Origin of the sequence: Bradyrhizobium sp. Rc3b (genome assembly GCF_900114915.1) — a bacterium.
Classification (GTDB): Bacteria; Pseudomonadota; Alphaproteobacteria; order Rhizobiales; family Xanthobacteraceae; genus Bradyrhizobium.
In genome coordinates this window covers 282218-298539 of record NZ_FOUS01000005.1, presented here as the reverse complement: position 1 = coordinate 298539, position 16322 = coordinate 282218, and the positions used below count along the sequence as shown (strand labels likewise).

The window sequence follows — 16322 nt, the reverse complement described above, 5'->3', positions numbered from 1 at the left end:
ATCGAACTGTCAGGGAGGAGCCGGCAAGCCGGCTCCCGGGTTCGTCAGGCCTCAGAGAAAGAGGCGGATCAGATATGGTACGTCCGCAGCGGCGGGATGCCGTTGAACGCCACCGACGAGTAGGTCGACGTATAGGCCCCGGTGCCTTCGATCAGCACCTTGTCGCCGATCTCGAGCGTGACGGGGAGCGGATACGGGCTCTTCTCGTACAGCACGTCGGCGCTGTCGCAGGTCGGACCCGCGAGCACGCACGGCGTCATGTCCGCGCCGTCATGACGGGTACGGATGGCGTAGCGGATCGACTCGTCCATCGTCTCGGCGAGACCGCCGAACTTGCCGATGTCCAGATAGACCCAGCGCACCTCGTCCTCGTCGCTCTTCTTCGAGATGAGCACGACCTCGGATTCGATGATGCCGGCGTTGCCCACCATGCCGCGGCCCGGCTCGATGATGGTCTCCGGAATCTGGTTGCCGAAGTGCTTGCGCAGCGCGCGGAAGATCGAGCGGCCGTAGGTCACGACCGGCGGCACGTCCTTCAGGTACTTGGTCGGAAAGCCGCCGCCCATGTTGACCATGGACAGGTTGATGCCGCGCTCGGCGCAGTCGCGGAACACCTGCGAGGCCATCGCCAGCGCACGGTCCCACGCCTTCACCTTGCGCTGCTGCGAGCCGACATGGAACGAGATGCCGCACGGCTCCAGGCCCAGGCGCTTGGCAACGTCGAGCACCTCGACGGCCATTTCCGGGTCGCAGCCGAACTTGCGCGACAGCGGCCACTCGGCGCCGGCGCAGTCATAGAGGATGCGGCAGAACACCTTCGCGCCGGGTGCGGCACGGGCGACCTTCTCGACTTCGGCGGCGCAATCCACGGCGAACAGCCGGATGCCGAGCGCGAAGGCGCGCGCGATGTCGCGCTCCTTCTTGATCGTGTTGCCGAAGGAGATGCGGTCGGGCGTCGCACCCGCGGCCAGCGCCATCTCGATCTCGGCGACCGTCGCGGTGTCGAAGCAGGAGCCCATGGATGCCAGCAGCGCCAGCACTTCCGGTGCCGGGTTCGCCTTGACGGCGTAGAACACGCGGCTGTCGGGCAGCGCCTTGGCGAAGGTCTGGTAATTGTCGCGCACGACCTCGAGGTCGACGACGAGGCACGGCTCGGTGTCGAGGCCATCCTTGCGGCGGTTGCGCAGGAATTCCTGGATACGTTCGGTCATAGCACTCTCCAAAGCGGCCCCAGCGACGGAGCTCGTTCAAAGTGGTTCTCGGACGAGGGTGCTACGCCGCTGCCGCACGATGGAGACGCGACAGGGCAAAGACCCCTAGACCGAATTGTGCTGCCGTGGATTGGTTGGGAATTTCCCGCCCGCACACCTGGCAATGAAGGACAAGCCTTTTCAGTAGCCCGCGCCGGCGTTGGAATGCCGGTAGAGACCAAAAAAGCCCGATCCGTCGTTGCTTTAAGTCGCGTCCCCCGTTGAGAGCGGGGTGCGCCGGTTCGCCTCCGGCTGCCAGTCACGGTTGCAAAGAGCGAAGTCACCTTCGACAAGGCATCTCTTTGAGAGAGATGCTGGACGCTCCGGGTTTGCTTCTTCGTCCGACCTTCAGGCCTTGCGACCTTCCGTCTTCCGACTTCCGCACTTCCGAAGAGCCCCTCGGCTTCTTCACCCCTTGGCGGCTGTCCGGCCTCTTGTCCGGATACCTACCGACTGACACACGACCACAGGCACGTGCGAAATTGGGCAAGAGCGCACATAAGCGTTTTGAATCAGCTTCGCAAGAATTTTTTTAGGCTGAGAACAGAATTGCCTAACATCTGCTTGCGCGGTGTTGCGCGAGCGACGCGGAAGATGAACACGCGTTAAGTTTTCTGCGGCAGCGCGCGCGTCTCTCGCGCGCGAGAAGCGTCAGCGGCGCTTCGTGAAGGGCTCGACACGCTGGGCCGCGCGGATGAACGCGGTCATCACGAGCACACCGAGCGCGAACAGCACGGCCTGCAGGATGTGCGTGCCCTGGTCGCCGAGGCCGAACAGGATCGCGAGCGCCCAGCCGCCGGCGAAGGCCGCGCCGAACACCTCCGCACCGATCAGGATGGCGGCGCTGATGACGGTGATGACGCTTGGCCAGGCGATCTGACGGGACGAGGAGGAAGGCGCGTTCATGAGCTCAGGGATCCCTAGTCTGTCGAGGGCCGCAATCTCCCCGAAAAGGCGGCCGGGAGCAAGGGCAAATGGCCCAAAAAAGCCCTATCGCGTGCTATAGCTGGCCGCAACAATTGAGCCACGAAATCGGGACTTGTGATGTCAGAACCCCGCCAAATTACGGACTCCGAGACCAACCCGCTGCTGAAGGCCTGGGTGACGCCGTTTGCGACCCCGCCGTTCGACGAGATCAAGCCCGAGCACTTCCTGCCGGCCTTCGAGCAGGCCTTCGCCGACCACTCCGCCGAGATCGCGGCGATCACCAACGATCCGGCGGCGGTCGACTTCGCTAACACCATCACGGCGCTGGAGCGCTCGGGCAAGCTGCTGAGCAAGGTGGCGGCCGTGTTCTACGACCTCGTCTCGGCGCATTCCAACCCGGCCATCCTGGAGATCGACAAGGAGGTCTCCCTGCGGATGGCACGGCACTGGAATCCGATCATGATGAACGCCGTGCTGTTCGGCCGCATCGCCCAGCTGCACGAGAACCGCGCCAATCTGGACCTGGCTCCGGAGCAGCTTCGCCTGCTGGAGCGCACCTACACCCGCTTCCACCGCGCCGGCGCCGGCCTCTCCGAGGAGGCCAAGATGCGGATGGCGGAGATCAACGAGCGGCTCGCCCAACTCGGCACCAGCTTCAGCCATCATCTGCTCGGCGATGAGCAAGACTGGGTCATGGAGCTGGGAGAGGCCGACCGCCAGGGCCTGCCGGAGAGCTTCGTCGCCAGCGCCAAGGCTGCGGCAGAAGAGCGCGGCATGGAAGGCAAGGCCATCGTCACGCTGTCGCGCTCCTCAGTCGAACAGTTCCTGAAGAGCTCCGCCCGGCGTGATCTGCGCGAGAAGGTCTACAAGGCTTTCACCGCGCGGGGCGACAACGGCAATGCCAACGACAACAATGGAACCATCGTCGAGGTCCTCAAGCTGCGTGAAGAGAGCGCCAAGCTGCTGGGCTATCCGACCTTCGCCGCTTACCGGCTGGAGGACTCCATGGCCAAGACGCCGGATGCGGTCCGGAGCCTTTTGGAGCGGGTCTGGAAGCCGGCCAGAGCGCGGGCGCTCGCCGACCGCGACGACATGCAGGCGCTGATCACGGAAGAGGGCGGCAATTTCAAGCTCGCTCCCTGGGACTGGCGCTTCTACGCCGAGAAGCTGCGCCTTCAGCGCGCCAATTTCGACGATGCCGCGATCAAGCCGTATCTGTCGCTCGACCAGATGATCGCCGCCGCCTTCGACTGCGCCACGCGCCTGTTCGGTATCACCTTCAAGGAGCGCAAGGACGTTCCGGTCTGGCATCCCGACGTCCGGGTCTGGGAGGTCAAGGGCCCCGACGGCAAGCACAAGGCGCTGTTCTATGGCGACTACTTCGCCCGGCCGTCGAAGCGCTCCGGCGCCTGGATGACCTCGCTGCGCGACCAGCAGAAGCTCGACGGCGATGTTGCGCCGCTGGTTCTCAATATTTGCAATTTTGCCAAGGGCGCCGGCGGCGAGCCTTCGCTGCTGTCGCCCGACGATGCCCGCACCCTGTTCCACGAGTTCGGCCACGGCCTGCACGGCATGCTCTCCAACGTGACCTATCCGTCGCTGTCGGGCACCTCCGTGTTCACCGATTTCGTCGAGCTGCCGTCGCAGCTCTACGAGCACTGGCAGGAGCGGCCCGAGGTGCTGCAGAAGTTCGCCCGCCACTACCAGACCGGCGAGCCGCTGCCGGACGAGCTGTTGCAGCGGTTCCTGGCCGCGCGAAAATTCAACCAGGGCTTTGCCACGGTCGAATTCGTCTCCTCGGCCCTGGTCGATCTCGAATTCCACACCCAGCCGGCCGAAGCGGCGCAGGATGTCCGCGCCTTCGAAAAGAAGGAGCTGGAGAAGATCGGCATGCCCGAGGAGATCGCGCTGCGTCACCGGCCCACCCAGTTCGGTCACATCTTCACCGGCGACCATTATGCCGCCGGCTATTACAGTTACATGTGGTCGGAGGTGATGGACGCCGACGCCTTCGGCGCCTTCGAGGAGGCCGGTGACATCTTCGACCCCGCCGTCGCCAAGCGCCTGCACGACGACATCTACGCCTCGGGCGGATCGGTCGATCCCGAGGCCGCCTATGAGGCGTTCCGCGGCCGCCCGCCGGAGCCCGACGCGCTGCTGCGCCGGCGCGGCCTGCTCGATGACGCGAAGGCGGCCTGATGGGCATGCGCGCCCTGTTCGGATCGCTGCTTGCCGCCGGCCTGTCGCTCGCGGCAGGCACGGCGCAGGCCCATCCGCATGTCTGGATCACCGCGACCAGCGAGCTGCTCTACGCGGCCGACGGCTCCATCACCGGCGTCCGCCACGCCTGGACGTTTGATGACATGTTCTCGTCCTATGCGGTGCAGGGGCTCGAGAGCAAGACCAAGGGCGCCTATACGCGCGAGGAGCTTGGGCCGCTGGCGCAGACCAACGTCGAGTCGCTCAAGGAATACGCCTACTTCACCTTCGCGCGAGCGGACGGCAAGAAGGAGCGATTCCAGGAGCCGGTCGACTATTTCCTCGACTACAAGGATACGGTCCTGACCCTGCACTTCACGCTGCCGCTGAAGAACCCGGTCAAGTCCAAGCAGCTGGTGCTCGAAGTGTTCGACCGCTCTTTCTTCATCGACTTCCAGATGGCCAAGGAGAGCCCGGTGAAACTGGTGGGCGCGCCCGCCGGCTGCCAGATGAAGCTGGAGCGCCCGAGCGACGGCACCGCGAGCGCGCAGAAGCTCAACGAGCAGACCTTCATGAACGGCGAGAACTCGAATTTCGGCATGATGTTCGCCAACAAGATCACGGTGGATTGCCCTTGATCGGCCGTCTTCGCTCTCCGCTCGCCTGCGGGCTTCTTGTCTGCGCCGCCGTCTTCCTCGTCATGGGCGTGGCTGATGCGGCGCTTCACGATGTCTTCGCGCAAAATCCCTTTGGCGCGCCGCGCCCGGCGCAGGCGGCCCAGCCCGAGGCCAGCGGCCTCATCGGCTGGCTGCTGGCCAAACAGTCGGAATTCTATCGCCAGATGTCGGCAACCATTCGCGCCGCCAAGTCCGACGGCTCGGCGGTGTGGACGCTGCTCTTCATCTCGTTTGCCTACGGCATCTTCCACGCCGCCGGCCCCGGCCACGGCAAGGCAGTGATCGCCTCCTATCTCGTCGCCAACCGCGAGACCGCGCGGCGCGGCATCGCGCTGTCGTTCGCCTCGGCGCTGATGCAGTCGCTGGTGGCGATCCTCATCGTCGGCATTTCTGCCTGGGTGCTGAATGCGACGGCCAAGACCATGTGCAAGGCGGAAGGGGCGATCGAGATCGCGAGTTACGCCCTGATCGCGCTGTTCGGGCTGCGCCTCGTCTGGGTCAAGGGCCGCATTTTCATCCGGGCGCTGCAGGCGGCCCAGCCGGTGCCGGCGATCGCCGGCGTGCCGCATCATCACGATCACGGTCATCACCATCATCACGATGCCCACGATCATCACGATCACGGTTATGATCATGCCCACCACGGGCATGACCACGTCCATGACGAGCATTGCGGTCATTCCCATGGCCCCACGCCGAGCGAGCTCGCCGGCCCCGGTGGCTGGCGGCGCGGCTTCGCTGCGATCCTGACCGTCGGCATCCGCCCCTGTTCGGGCGCGATCCTGGTGCTGGTGTTCGCGCTCGCCCAGGGCCTGTTCTGGGCCGGCATCGCCGCCACCTTCCTGATGGGATTAGGCACCGCGATCACGGTCGCGGCCATCGCGGTCGTCGCCGTCTCCGCCAAGGACATCGCCGCCCGCCTCAGCGCAGGGCGCGACGGCGGCGGCGCGCTGTTCATGCGCGGCATCGAATTCGCGGCTGCTGGCGTCGTGCTGCTGTTTGGCGCGGGCCTGTTGTTCGGCTACATCGCGGCCGAGCGGACGACGTGTTTCTAGGCGAAGGTCTCGTAGCCCGGCTGGCGCGCAGCGCAATCCGGGACAGTGCCGCCGTGGAAAGACCCCGGATTACGCTTTGCTCCATCCGGGCTACGGTCGCAAACCTCACACCGGCAGAAACCGCTTCAGCGCCGGCATGAAGAAGATCCCAAGATTGATCGCAAAGCCGATGCTCCAGAGGATCGAGCGCAGCGTCGGGCGGTTGCCGAGATAGGTCAGCACATAGGCAAGGCGCACGATGAGGAAGAGGGCCGCGAGCTCGTCGATCAGCCGCTGCGGCGAATCCCTGAATTCGGCGAGCAGCACCGCGAAGGCGAAGAACGGGAAGGTCTCGATGCCGTTCTGGTGCGCGCCGAGCGCGCGCTGCGAGAGCGCGTCCTCGTAGAAGGCGGGGTCGCGTGGCCGGGAATTGTCGAAGCGGCGAAACCTGATCCATTTGATCGAGCCGATCGTCGACAGATAGAGCAGCAGCGCTCCAAAGACGCACCATTCCGCGAGTGTCATCTTTGCCTCCCCTGCCTGGGTGCGACCCTAGCGAAACCGGCCTCATCTTGACAAGTTCGGACCAACGCGCGACCCACAGAGCCATGACCAGTGTCGTCCCCATCGAGGCCGCGAGACCGGCCGCCCAATCCGCCTTGCCGCGCGCTGGCGTGCTCCTGATCAATCTCGGAACGCCCGACACGGCCGATGCGCCCGGCGTGCGGGTCTACCTGAAGGAGTTCCTCTCGGACGCCCGCGTCATCGAGGACCAGGGCCTGGTCTGGAAGTTCGTGCTGAACGGCATCATCCTGCGCAGCCGCCCCCGCACCAAGGCGCTCGACTACCAGAAGATCTGGAACACCGAGAAGAACGAGTCGCCGCTGAAGACCATCACGCGGTCGCAGAGCGACAAGCTGGCCGCCGCCCTGTCGGACCGGGCCCACGTCGTGGTCGACTGGGCGATGCGCTACGGCAATCCCTCGATCAAGTCGGGCATCGACGCACTGATCGCGAAAGGCTGCGAGCGCATCCTGGCGGTCCCGCTCTATCCGCAATATTCCGCCTCGACCTCGGCGACGGTCTGCGACGAAGTGTTCCGCGTGCTCGCCCGTTTGCGTAACCAGCCGACGCTGCGGGTGACGCCGCCTTATTACGAGGATGCGGCCTATATCGAGGCGCTTGCCGTCTCGATCGAGACGCATCTGGCAACCCTGTCCTTCAAGCCGGAGCTGATCGTGGCGTCGTTCCACGGCATGCCGAAATCCTATGTCGACAAGGGCGACCCCTATCAGCAGCACTGCATCGCCACCACCGAAGCGCTGCGTCGCCGGCTCGGCATGGACGAGACCAAACTGCTGCTGACCTTCCAGTCGCGCTTCGGCAATGCCGAGTGGCTCCAGCCTTACACCGACAAGACTATGGAGCGGCTCGCGAAGGAAGGCGTGCGCCGCCTCGCGGTGGTGACGCCGGGCTTTTCCGCCGACTGCCTGGAGACGCTCGAGGAGATCGCGCAGGAGAACGCCGAGATCTTCAAGCACAATGGTGGCGAGCAGTTTTCTGCGATCCCCTGCCTCAACGACAGCGACCCGGGCATGGACGTGATCCGCACCCTGGTGCTGCGTGAGCTCCAGGGCTGGATCTGATGGGCGTCCCATGAACCGCCGAGAGTGTCTGGCGTTTCTTGGGATGATCGCGGCGCTGCCGGTCCCAGTCCTGGCGCAACAACCGAACGCGGCACGTCGGCTTGGCGTGCTCTCGGTCACGGCTGCCGATGATGCGATCGGCCAGACGCGCAGCATGGTCCTGCTCGAGGCGCTCGCCGGACATGGCCTGAAAGAGCGCGACAACCTCAAGATCGACTGGCGCAGTGGTGGCGGGGACCGCGCGCGCATCGCGCGGCTCGCCGACGAGCTGATCGCGCTCAGGCCCGACGTCCTGCTGGCGGTCGGCACGCCTTCGGTCGAGGAGCTGCGCCAGCGCACCACCACGATCCCGATCGTGTTCGCCGTCGTCACCGATCCCGTCAGCCAGGGCTTTGTCGAAAACCTCGCGCATCCCGGCGGCAACGTCACCGGCTTTACCGATTACGACGGCCCGTTGGCCGGCAAATGGCTGGAGATGCTGACGCAGGTCACGCCAAAGGTGTCTCGCGTCTTCGTCGTCTACAATCCCGCCACCGCCCCGTTCGCGCCGCTGATGCTGCGCACGATCGAGGACGCCGCACGGACCCTTCAGGTGACGGTCGAGCCCGCGCCGGTGCATGACGCCGTCTCCATAGCAGCGCTGGCGTCGCGGAGGGACGGCGGCCTTCTGATCCTGCCGGACTTCTTCACCATGGCCAATCGCGGCCAGCTTCTGGCGGCGATCGCGCAGGCGCGCGTGCCGGCGGTGTTCTGGAGCCGCACCTTCGTCGAGGAGGGCGGGCTGATGTCCTACAGCACAGACAGCGCCGAGCAGCTCCGCCGCGCCGCGGACTATATCGACCGCATTCTGAAGGGCGCGCGGCCAGCCGACCTGCCAGTGCAGAACCCCACCAAGTTCGAGCTAGCGGTCAACCTCAAGGCCGCTAGGGAGTGCGGCGTCACACTTCACCCGGGCCTCATCGCCCTCGCGAATGACGTGATCGAATGAAATCGTCTAACGTGCGCCTTCAGATTCGTTAATTTTCGCCGCTAGGTTTCCGCTGCACGCTTCCAAGGGCCCGCTACAAATACATATCTTGATCCTTCCCCGTTTGGATGACTTGTGCAGAATTGGATCGATACCGACGTGAATTGCGACCGCTGAACCGGTAGGGTTGCGCTCCCGACCAATGACGGCGCGGCAAGGAGCTTTTTCCTGCCTTGGAGGAAATATGAGCGGTTTCGACATTTTTGCGATTGTTCTGGTGTTGCTCGTCATCGTCACGCTGGTTGCCGGCGTGAAGACGGTGCCGCAGGGCTATGACTGGACCATCGAGCGGTTCGGCAAATACACGCAGACGCTGAGCCCCGGGCTCAATCTGATCGTGCCCTCTTTCGATCGCGTCGGCCGCAAGATCAACATGATGGAGCAGGTGATCGACATCCCCGAGCAGGAGGTCATCACCAAGGACAACGCCACGGTAACGGTGGACGGCGTTGCCTTCTACCAGGTATTCGACGCCGCGAAGGCGAGCTACGAGGTCGCCAATCTGACCCAGGCGATCACGGTCCTGACCATGACCAACATCCGTTCGGTGATGGGATCGATGGATCTCGACCAGGTGCTGTCGCACCGCGACGAGATCAACGAGCGCCTGCTGCGCGTCGTCGACGCCGCGGTGTCGCCCTGGGGCGTCAAGGTCAACCGCATCGAGATCAAGGACATCGTGCCGCCCGCCGACCTCGTCGAAGCCATGGGCCGGCAGATGAAGGCCGAGCGCGTCAAGCGCGCCGACATCCTCGCCGCCGAAGGCCAGCGCCAGTCCGAGATTTTGCGCGCCGAGGGCGCCAAGCAGGGCCAGATCCTCCAGGCCGAAGGCCGCCGCGAGGCCGCCTTCCGCGACGCCGAGGCGCGCGAGCGTCTGGCCGAGGCCGAAGCCAAGGCGACGCTGGCGGTGTCGGAAGCGATCGGCAAGGGCGACGTCGCCGCGTTGAACTATTTCATCGCCGACAAATATATCAAGGCGTTCGGCCAGTTCGCGGACGCGCCGAACCAGAAGATCATCATGCTGCCGATGGAAGCAACCTCCATGCTGGGCTCGCTCGCCGGCATCGGCGAGATCGCAAAGGCAACGTTCGGCGAAAGCGCCGCCTCCGCAGCCGCCGCCGCGCGCCGCACCGGCTCGGTGCCGACGACAGGCAGCACGCCGCCGGCGGTGCCGCCGCGGCAGGGATAGTCACCGGCGCATGTCCCTCCGCACGGGGGCATGCACCATGATGGAAGGTCGTGTCATGACCGACATGTTCGTATCGCTCGGCAGCTGGAATTGGCTCATCTTCGGCTTCATCCTGATGGCGCTGGAGGTGCTGGCGCCGGGCATATTCCTGTTCTGGCTCGGGCTCGCCGCGCTGCTCGTCGGCCTGATCTCGTTCACCGTCGTCATATCGTGGCAGATCCAGCTCGTGATGTTCGCGGTGTTTGCCGCCGCCGCCGTGCCGATATGGCGCCGCCTTGCACGGCCGAAGCCGGAAGCAAGCGCCAGCCCGTTCCTCAACAAGCGAACCGAGGCACTGCTCGGCCGCGAGTTCACCCTGGAGAAGCCGATCATCGACGGCAGCGGCACCGTGCGCATCGGCGACACCGTGTGGCGCGTCGCAGGTCCGGATACGCCGGCGGGGACGCGGGTGAAGGTGGTGCAGGTCGACGGTGCGAACCTGACCGTGGCGGCGGCGTAGCCGTCTCTTACCCTCCCCTGGAGGGGGAGGGTCGATCGCGCGTAGCGCGAGCGGGGTGGGGTGATCTCTCAACACGGGCGCTGCCGCGGTGGAGAGACCGTCACCCCACCCCGTCTCACATTTCGCTACGCTCCATGTGAGCCGACCCACGGGCGAGCTTCGCTCGTCCCGGACCCCTCCAGGGGAGGGTAAGAAAAAGCGCTACCCCTTCCACCTCTCCGCAAACCGGTGCAGCGGCATGACCATCTCGCACAATTCCCGCCCGAGCGGCGTCAGCCCATAGCCTCCGCCTTCCCCCAGCTCCACGAACCCCGCCTCGCGCAACTCCGTCAGCCGCGCTTGCAGCACGGTCGGTGAGGCCTCGTCGCAGGCAGTGCGCAATGCGCGGGAGGTGAGGGGCTCGCCGCGCAACTCCCACAATATTCGCAGGCTCCAGCGCCGGCCGAGCAGGTCCAGCAGCGCCATGATCGGCCGCCCGGTGCGCGAGCCGCGGACGCTTCCTGATGCTGCCTGTTTTGCCATCGCCCCGCCCCCTTGCGCCGTGCTACAGATAGTGTAGCGTATAGCTACAATAAATGTAGCAAAGGAGGCGGCCGATGTCCCAATCCACGCCGCGCATTGCCCCGCTCACCCCGCCTTATCCCCCGGAGATCCAGGCGCAGTTCGACCGCATCATGCGCGGCGCCGCGCCGCTGGTGCTTTTCCGGGTGATGGCAGGCCATGCCCGCGCCTGGGACAAGTTTCGCGCCGGCGGCCTGCTCGATCCCGGCCCGCTCTCCCTGCGCCAGCGCGAAATCGTCATCGACCGCACCTGCGCGCTGAACAGATGCGAGTATGAATGGGGCGTGCATGTCGCGGTTTTCGCCGGGCCGGCGAAGCTCGCCGAAGACGAGGTGCGTGCCACCGTGCAGGGCGATGCGACGTCACCGTGCTGGTCGCCGGCCGAACAGGCGCTGATCGCAGCGGTCGACGCGCTGCATCACCGCGCGACGTTCAGCGACGAAGAGTTCGCCGCGCTCTCCGCGCATTACGACGAGGCGCAGATCCTGGAGATCATGCTGCTGTGCGGCTTCTATCGCACGGTGTCGTATCTGGCGAACGGGCTGCGGCTGCCGCTGGAGGAGAACGCGGCGCGATTTCCGGCGGTGGACTCCCTCGCCCCGCAAGCGGGGAGAGGCGAAGAAATTACGCCACGCCGGCCCTCAGCAGATCGTGCAGATGCACGATGCCCACCACCTTGCCCGCCTCGGTCACGACCAGCGTCGTGATCTTGCTAGTGTTCAGCACTTCGATCATCTCGGTGGCGAGCATGGACGGCGGCACGGTCTTCGGCTGCTTCGTCATGATCTCGTCGACCGACGCCGTCAGCAAATCGGGCCGCATGTGGCGGCGCAGGTCGCCGTCGGTGATGATGCCCGCGACCTCGTTCGCTTCGTTGACGATGCAGACGCAGCCGAGGCCCTTGGCCGACATCTCGACCACGGCCTCCGACATCTTGGTGCCCAGGGGCTTGACCGGAATCTCGGCGCCGGTGCGCATGTAGTCGCGGACGAATTTCAGCATCGCGCCCAGCTTGCCGCCAGGGTGGAAATGCGCGAACTCCAGCGCGGTGAAGCCGCGGCCTTCGAGCAGCGCGATCGCGAGGGCATCGCCGATCGCGGCCTGCATCAGGGTCGAGGTGGTCGGCGCCAGATTGTGCGGGCAGGCCTCGCGCGCCTTCGGCAGCTCGATCACGAGGTCCGCGGCTTGTCCCAGCGAGGACGCCGCGTTCGACGTCACCGCGATCATGGGAATGGCGAACCGCGCCGAGTAGTTCACGAGGTTCTTCATCTCCGGCTGCTCGCCGGACCAGGACAGCGCCATGATGACGTCGTCGGTGGTGATCATGCCGAGGTCGCCATGGCCGGCCTCCGCGGCATGCACGAAGAAGGCCGGCGTGCCAGTCGAGGCCAGCGTTGCGGCGATCTTGCGCCCCATATGGCCCGACTTGCCGAGCCCGGTGACGATGACGCGGCCCTTGGCGTTGCGGATCAGATCGACCGCCTTGACAAACGTTTCGCCCAGCGGGCCGCGCAGGGCGGCTGCGAGCGCGTTGATGCCGCCGCTCTCCGTCTCCAGCGTGCGGAGCGCGGATTCGACGCTGTCGGGGATGGGGCCGGATGATTGGGTCATCAGCGGTTTCGAACTCGGCATGTTCTGGTCCAGGGAGGAGGGGGCGTTTGCCCGGTCGGCGCCTCATTAGCACGCCGCGGCGGTGGAGGCGACGAGCGCGCCTAAGCCCTCAACCGGTCATTAACCATAATTGTTTTAACTCCATTAACGATGGTTCCCGCCAGCCGGCGGAGGTCACCGTGAAAGTGTTTGATTTCGTTGGAGTTATTCCATCGTGGGGTCGTCTCCAGGCACCGGCCGGAGCAAACGCGCGCAGTTCCTGCGCGCGGCTTTGCCGTGCCTTGCGCCGGGTCTTGCGCTGACGGCCCTCACAAGCGTGCCCGCGGCCGGCCAGAGCCTCACGTCCGATCTGTTCAATCCCAACCGCGGCGGCTTCGCCGCGCCCGAGACGCTGCCGACGCGCCGCACGGCAGGCGTGCCGCAGGCGCCGTCGGATGCGTTGCCGGCACTGCCCGATCAAGGTGCCGATCCGCGCAAACGCCAGCAGACGCCGGCGACCTCGCGCGTCGGTCAGGTCCCGACCTACGGACTGCCCGCCGCCACTGGCGCGAGCGCCTCCGGCTATGATTCGCTCAACCGCAAGCGACAGCAACCCAAGCTCTATCCGGGCCAGCCGAAGCCGAAGCGCGCCGCCGGGCCCGGCTCGCCGGTGCCGACCACGGCGCCGCCGCCCTCGACGCTCGGCCTGCCCAGAATCGCGCCGCCGCCATCCGCGTCCGCCAACAAGGCGCCGGTGCCGGCGGCGATGGCGGGCACCGTGCCCGGCCAGCCGCTGCGCCGCCGCCTCAAGGCGGATGACGATGCGTTCGGAGCCGTCGGCGACTATGCCGGCAGCTTCCTGATCAAGGGCGGGCTCGAGCTCTCCACCGGCTACGACAGCAATCCGACGCGTCTCAACAAGCCGGTGGGATCGCCAGTCTATGTCGTTGCGCCTGATCTGCTGGTGATGTCCGACTGGGAGCGCCACGCGCTGGTCGCTGACCTGCGCGGCTCGTTCTCCGGCTACACCAACAACATGCCGGCGACGATCAACGGTTTTGCCTCGCCTTCGCCGGTCGAGGCCGATCGTCCCGACTTCACCGGCCATGTCGACGGCCGCCTCGACGTCGACCGCGATCTCAAGCTGACCTCGCAGCTGCGCCTGCGGCTCGCCACCGACAATCCCGGCAGCCCGAACGTGCAGGCCGGCCTGCAGAAATATCCGGTTTACGCCGCCTATGGCACCACCGTCGGCTTCGACCAGACCTTCAATCGTTTCCAGGTCGCCGCCGGCGCCACGGTCGATCGCACCGCCTACACGGACTCCAAGCTCACCGACGGCTCGACCTTCAGCAACGGCGATCGCGATTTCAACCAGTATGGCGGCATCGGCCGCTTCTCCTACGACCTCAAGCCGGGACTGAAGCCATTCGTCGAGATCCAGGGCGACACCCGCGTCCACGACCAGGCCGCCGACCGCAACGGCTATTTCCGCGATTCAAACGGCGGCTACGCCAAGGTCGGCTCGTCCTTCGAATTCTCGCGCATCCTCACCGGCGAAATCTCGGTCGGCTATTCCGCGCGCAACTACACCGACCCGCGCCTCAGCCAGCTCGCAGGGTTTCTGACCACGGGCTCGCTGATCTGGAATGCGAGCGGCCTCACCACGGTGAAATTCTTCACCGACACGCAGATCGCCGAGACCACCATCCCTGGCTCCTCCGGCGTGCTGGTGCGCACCTACTCGGCCGAAGTCGACCACGACTTCCGCCGCTGGCTCACCGCCGTCGGCAAGTTCACCTACGGCACGCTCGACTACCAGGGCCAGAACCGCAACGACAAGACCTACTCGTTCGAGAGCAATCTGATCTACAAGCTCAACCGCAACATCTGGGTCAAGGGCACGCTGCGCCATGACATCCTGGACTCGAACCAGCCGGGCTCGAGCTCGCAGGGGACGGTGGTGATGGTGGGGGTGAGGCTGCAGAATTGAGGGCTGCGGTGAGGCGCGTTTGAGCGCATGCGGCTTGGTTCGGCTCCGCTCTCGCCACTTACTCCGCTGTCATGCCCCGGCTCGACCGGGGCATCCAGTACGCCGCGGCCTATCCGTATACGTTAGATGTCTCTAGAATACTGGATCGCCCGGTCAAGCCGGGCGATGACAACGTTTGCTGACCGGCGGCGGAGCAAAAAGCTCAGCGCGGCAGATCCGTCTTCCCCATCAAAAACGTGTCGATCGACCTTGCGCACAGCCGGCCCTCGCGGATCGCCCACACCACCAGCGACTGGCCGCGGCGCATGTCGCCGGCGGTGAACACGTTCGGACGCGAGGTCTGGTAGTCCAGCGTGTTGGCCTTGACGTTGCCGCGCGGGTCGAGCTCGACGGCGAGCATCTTGAGCAGGCCCTCGTGCACGGGATGGACGAAGCCCATGGCGAGCAGGACGAGCTCGGCCTCTAACTCGAACTCGGTGCCGGCAATCGGCTTGAACTTGTCGTCGACGTGCACGCAGTGCAGCTTCTTGACCTGGCCGTTCTCGCCGGAAAACTTCTGGGTCAGCACGGCGTATTCGCGCACTGCGCCTTCGGCCTGGCTTGAGGACGTCCGCATCTTCAGCGGCCAATTCGGCCAGGTCAGGCCCTTGTTCTCGCGCTCGGGCGGGGCGGGCATGATCTCGAGCTGGGTCACGGACAGCGCGCCCTGGCGCAGCGAGGTGCCGATGCAGTCTGATCCGGTGTCACCGCCGCCGATGACGACGACGTGCTTGCCGCCGGCCAGGATCTCCTTGACGCCGTTCAGCGGCTCGCTGGCGACGCGGCGGTTCTGCTGCGGCAGGAAGTCCATGGCGTAGTGGATGCCTGACAGCTCGCGGCCGGGAATCGGCAGGTCGCGCGGGGCTTCCGCGCCGCCGGTCAGCGCCACCGCGTCATACTCGTTGAGCATCTCGCGCGGATCGACATTGCCGTCGACGCCGACATGGCTGTTGTAGTGGAACGTGACGCCTTCGCCCTCCATCTGCTTGACGCGGCGGTCGATGACACCCTTCTCCATCTTGAAGTCGGGGATGCCGTACCGCAGCAGGCCGCCGGCCTTGGCGTACTTCTCGAACAAATGCACGTCGTGGCCGGCGCGCGCGAGCTGCTGGGCGCAGGCCATGCCGGCCGGGCCCGAGCCGATCACCGCGACCTTCTTGCCGGTCTTGACCGCTGCGACCTCAGGCTTCAGCCAGCCATTGTCCCAGGCGCGGTCGACGATCGCGCATTCGATGGTCTTGATGGTGACGGGGTTGTCGTCGATGTTGAGCGTGCAGGAGGCTTCGCACGGCGCCGGACAGATGCGCCCCGTGAACTCGGGGAAATTGTTGGTCGAGTGCAGATTGCGCGAGGCTTCTTCCCAATTGCCCTGGTAGACGAGGTCGTTCCAGTCGGGGATCTGGTTGTTGACCGGGCAGCCGGGCGTGCCGGGCGCGACCGAGCCGGTGCCGTGGCAATAGGGAATGCCGCAATTCATGCAGCGCGCGGCCTGGTCGCGCGTTTCCTTCTCGGTCAAGGGAACGACGAACTCGTTGTAATGCTTCACGCGTTCGGCGACCGGGGTGTACTTGCGGTCGTGCCGTTCGATTTCCAGAAAACCCGTGATCTTGCCCATTAAACCCGAAGTCCCTGCCGCTTAAGTTCTTTGTTCTCTCACTCCTCATCCTGAGGAGCGGCGCGCTCTTCGCGCC

General features: G+C 65.6%; 14 protein-coding genes and 1 pseudogene. 9 read left to right on the top strand and 6 right to left on the bottom strand.

The features are described 5' to 3' along the window. Positions 1-68: 68 nt before the first annotated feature. Together BM190_RS14040 and BM190_RS14035 are read right to left on the bottom strand one after the other, a co-directional pair. Positions 69-1211, bottom strand: a complete 1143-nt coding sequence (locus BM190_RS14040; RefSeq protein WP_018316185.1) for a type III PLP-dependent enzyme — start codon at positions 1209-1211, stop codon at positions 69-71. Between the two features lie 690 nt (positions 1212-1901). Continuing rightward, positions 1902-2156 carry a hypothetical protein gene (locus BM190_RS14035; RefSeq protein ID WP_018316184.1) on the bottom strand — a complete coding sequence of 85 codons (255 nt, stop codon included), beginning with the start codon at positions 2154-2156 and terminating at the stop codon, positions 1902-1904. A 138-nt stretch (positions 2157-2294) separates the two neighbouring features. On the opposite strand from BM190_RS14035, the gene BM190_RS14030 reads away from it, so the two are divergent. Genes BM190_RS14030 through BM190_RS14020 form a run of 3 tightly spaced genes read left to right on the top strand, consistent with a single transcriptional unit; the run spans position 2295 to position 6108 of the window. Next, positions 2295-4376: a M3 family metallopeptidase gene (locus BM190_RS14030; protein ID WP_092255533.1), complete on the top strand. Its 2082-nt coding sequence runs from the start codon at positions 2295-2297 to the stop codon at positions 4374-4376. Continuing rightward, positions 4376-5014, top strand: a complete 639-nt coding sequence (locus BM190_RS14025) for a DUF1007 family protein (RefSeq protein ID WP_018316182.1) — start codon at positions 4376-4378, stop codon at positions 5012-5014. The genes BM190_RS14030 and BM190_RS14025 overlap by 1 nt, the downstream gene beginning before the upstream one ends. Beyond that, a complete protein-coding gene (locus tag BM190_RS14020; protein ID WP_092255530.1) occupies positions 5005-6108 on the top strand; it encodes a nickel/cobalt transporter in 1104 nt (367 codons plus the stop codon). Before BM190_RS14025 ends, BM190_RS14020 begins: the two co-directional genes overlap by 10 nt. A 105-nt stretch (positions 6109-6213) precedes the next feature. On the opposite strand, the gene BM190_RS14015 is transcribed toward BM190_RS14020, so the two are convergent. Beyond that, a complete protein-coding gene (locus BM190_RS14015; protein WP_018316180.1) occupies positions 6214-6612 on the bottom strand; it encodes an MAPEG family protein in 399 nt (132 codons plus the stop codon). Positions 6613-6695: 83 nt separating this feature from the next. Between BM190_RS14015 and hemH the strand changes: the two genes are divergently transcribed. The 4 genes from hemH to BM190_RS13995 all read left to right on the top strand — a co-directional run bounded on the left by hemH (position 6696) and on the right by BM190_RS13995 (position 10448). Then, the gene (hemH, locus tag BM190_RS14010) at positions 6696-7733 is read left to right on the top strand and encodes a ferrochelatase (RefSeq protein WP_092255526.1); all 1038 of its coding nucleotides are present in this window, start codon (positions 6696-6698) and stop codon (positions 7731-7733) included. Between the two features lie 10 nt (positions 7734-7743). Beyond that, the gene (locus BM190_RS14005; RefSeq protein ID WP_092255523.1) at positions 7744-8721 is read left to right on the top strand and encodes an ABC transporter substrate-binding protein; all 978 of its coding nucleotides are present in this window, start codon (positions 7744-7746) and stop codon (positions 8719-8721) included. 223 nt (positions 8722-8944) lie between these two features. Next, positions 8945-9949 carry an SPFH domain-containing protein gene (locus BM190_RS14000; RefSeq protein ID WP_092255519.1) on the top strand — a complete coding sequence of 335 codons (1005 nt, stop codon included), beginning with the start codon at positions 8945-8947 and terminating at the stop codon, positions 9947-9949. Positions 9950-10004: 55 nt separating this feature from the next. Further along, a complete protein-coding gene (locus tag BM190_RS13995; RefSeq protein ID WP_092255940.1) occupies positions 10005-10448 on the top strand; it encodes an NfeD family protein in 444 nt (147 codons plus the stop codon). 201 nt (positions 10449-10649) lie between these two features. On the opposite strand, the gene BM190_RS13990 is transcribed toward BM190_RS13995, so the two are convergent. After that, the gene (locus tag BM190_RS13990) at positions 10650-10970 is read right to left on the bottom strand and encodes a winged helix-turn-helix transcriptional regulator (protein ID WP_092255516.1); all 321 of its coding nucleotides are present in this window, start codon (positions 10968-10970) and stop codon (positions 10650-10652) included. A gap of 74 nt (positions 10971-11044) precedes the next feature. Here BM190_RS13990 and BM190_RS13985 point away from each other — a divergent pair. Then, positions 11045-11593: pseudogene (locus BM190_RS13985) on the top strand (carboxymuconolactone decarboxylase family protein); the annotation flags it as partial. A 40-nt stretch (positions 11594-11633) separates the two neighbouring features. Here the strand turns inward: BM190_RS13985 and BM190_RS13980 are convergent. Continuing rightward, the gene (locus tag BM190_RS13980; protein WP_092255510.1) at positions 11634-12641 is read right to left on the bottom strand and encodes a KpsF/GutQ family sugar-phosphate isomerase; all 1008 of its coding nucleotides are present in this window, start codon (positions 12639-12641) and stop codon (positions 11634-11636) included. 193 nt (positions 12642-12834) lie between these two features. Here BM190_RS13980 and BM190_RS13975 point away from each other — a divergent pair, with 193 nt between their 5' ends. Continuing rightward, complete coding sequence (locus BM190_RS13975; protein WP_092255507.1) at positions 12835-14592, top strand: outer membrane beta-barrel protein; 1758 nt, start codon at positions 12835-12837, stop codon at positions 14590-14592. A gap of 202 nt (positions 14593-14794) precedes the next feature. Here BM190_RS13975 and BM190_RS13970 read toward each other — a convergent pair whose 3' ends face one another. Further along, positions 14795-16246 (bottom strand): glutamate synthase subunit beta, encoded by a 1452-nt coding sequence (locus BM190_RS13970; RefSeq protein WP_092255504.1) that lies wholly within the window; start codon positions 16244-16246, stop codon positions 14795-14797. Between the last annotated feature and the right edge of the window lie 76 nt (positions 16247-16322).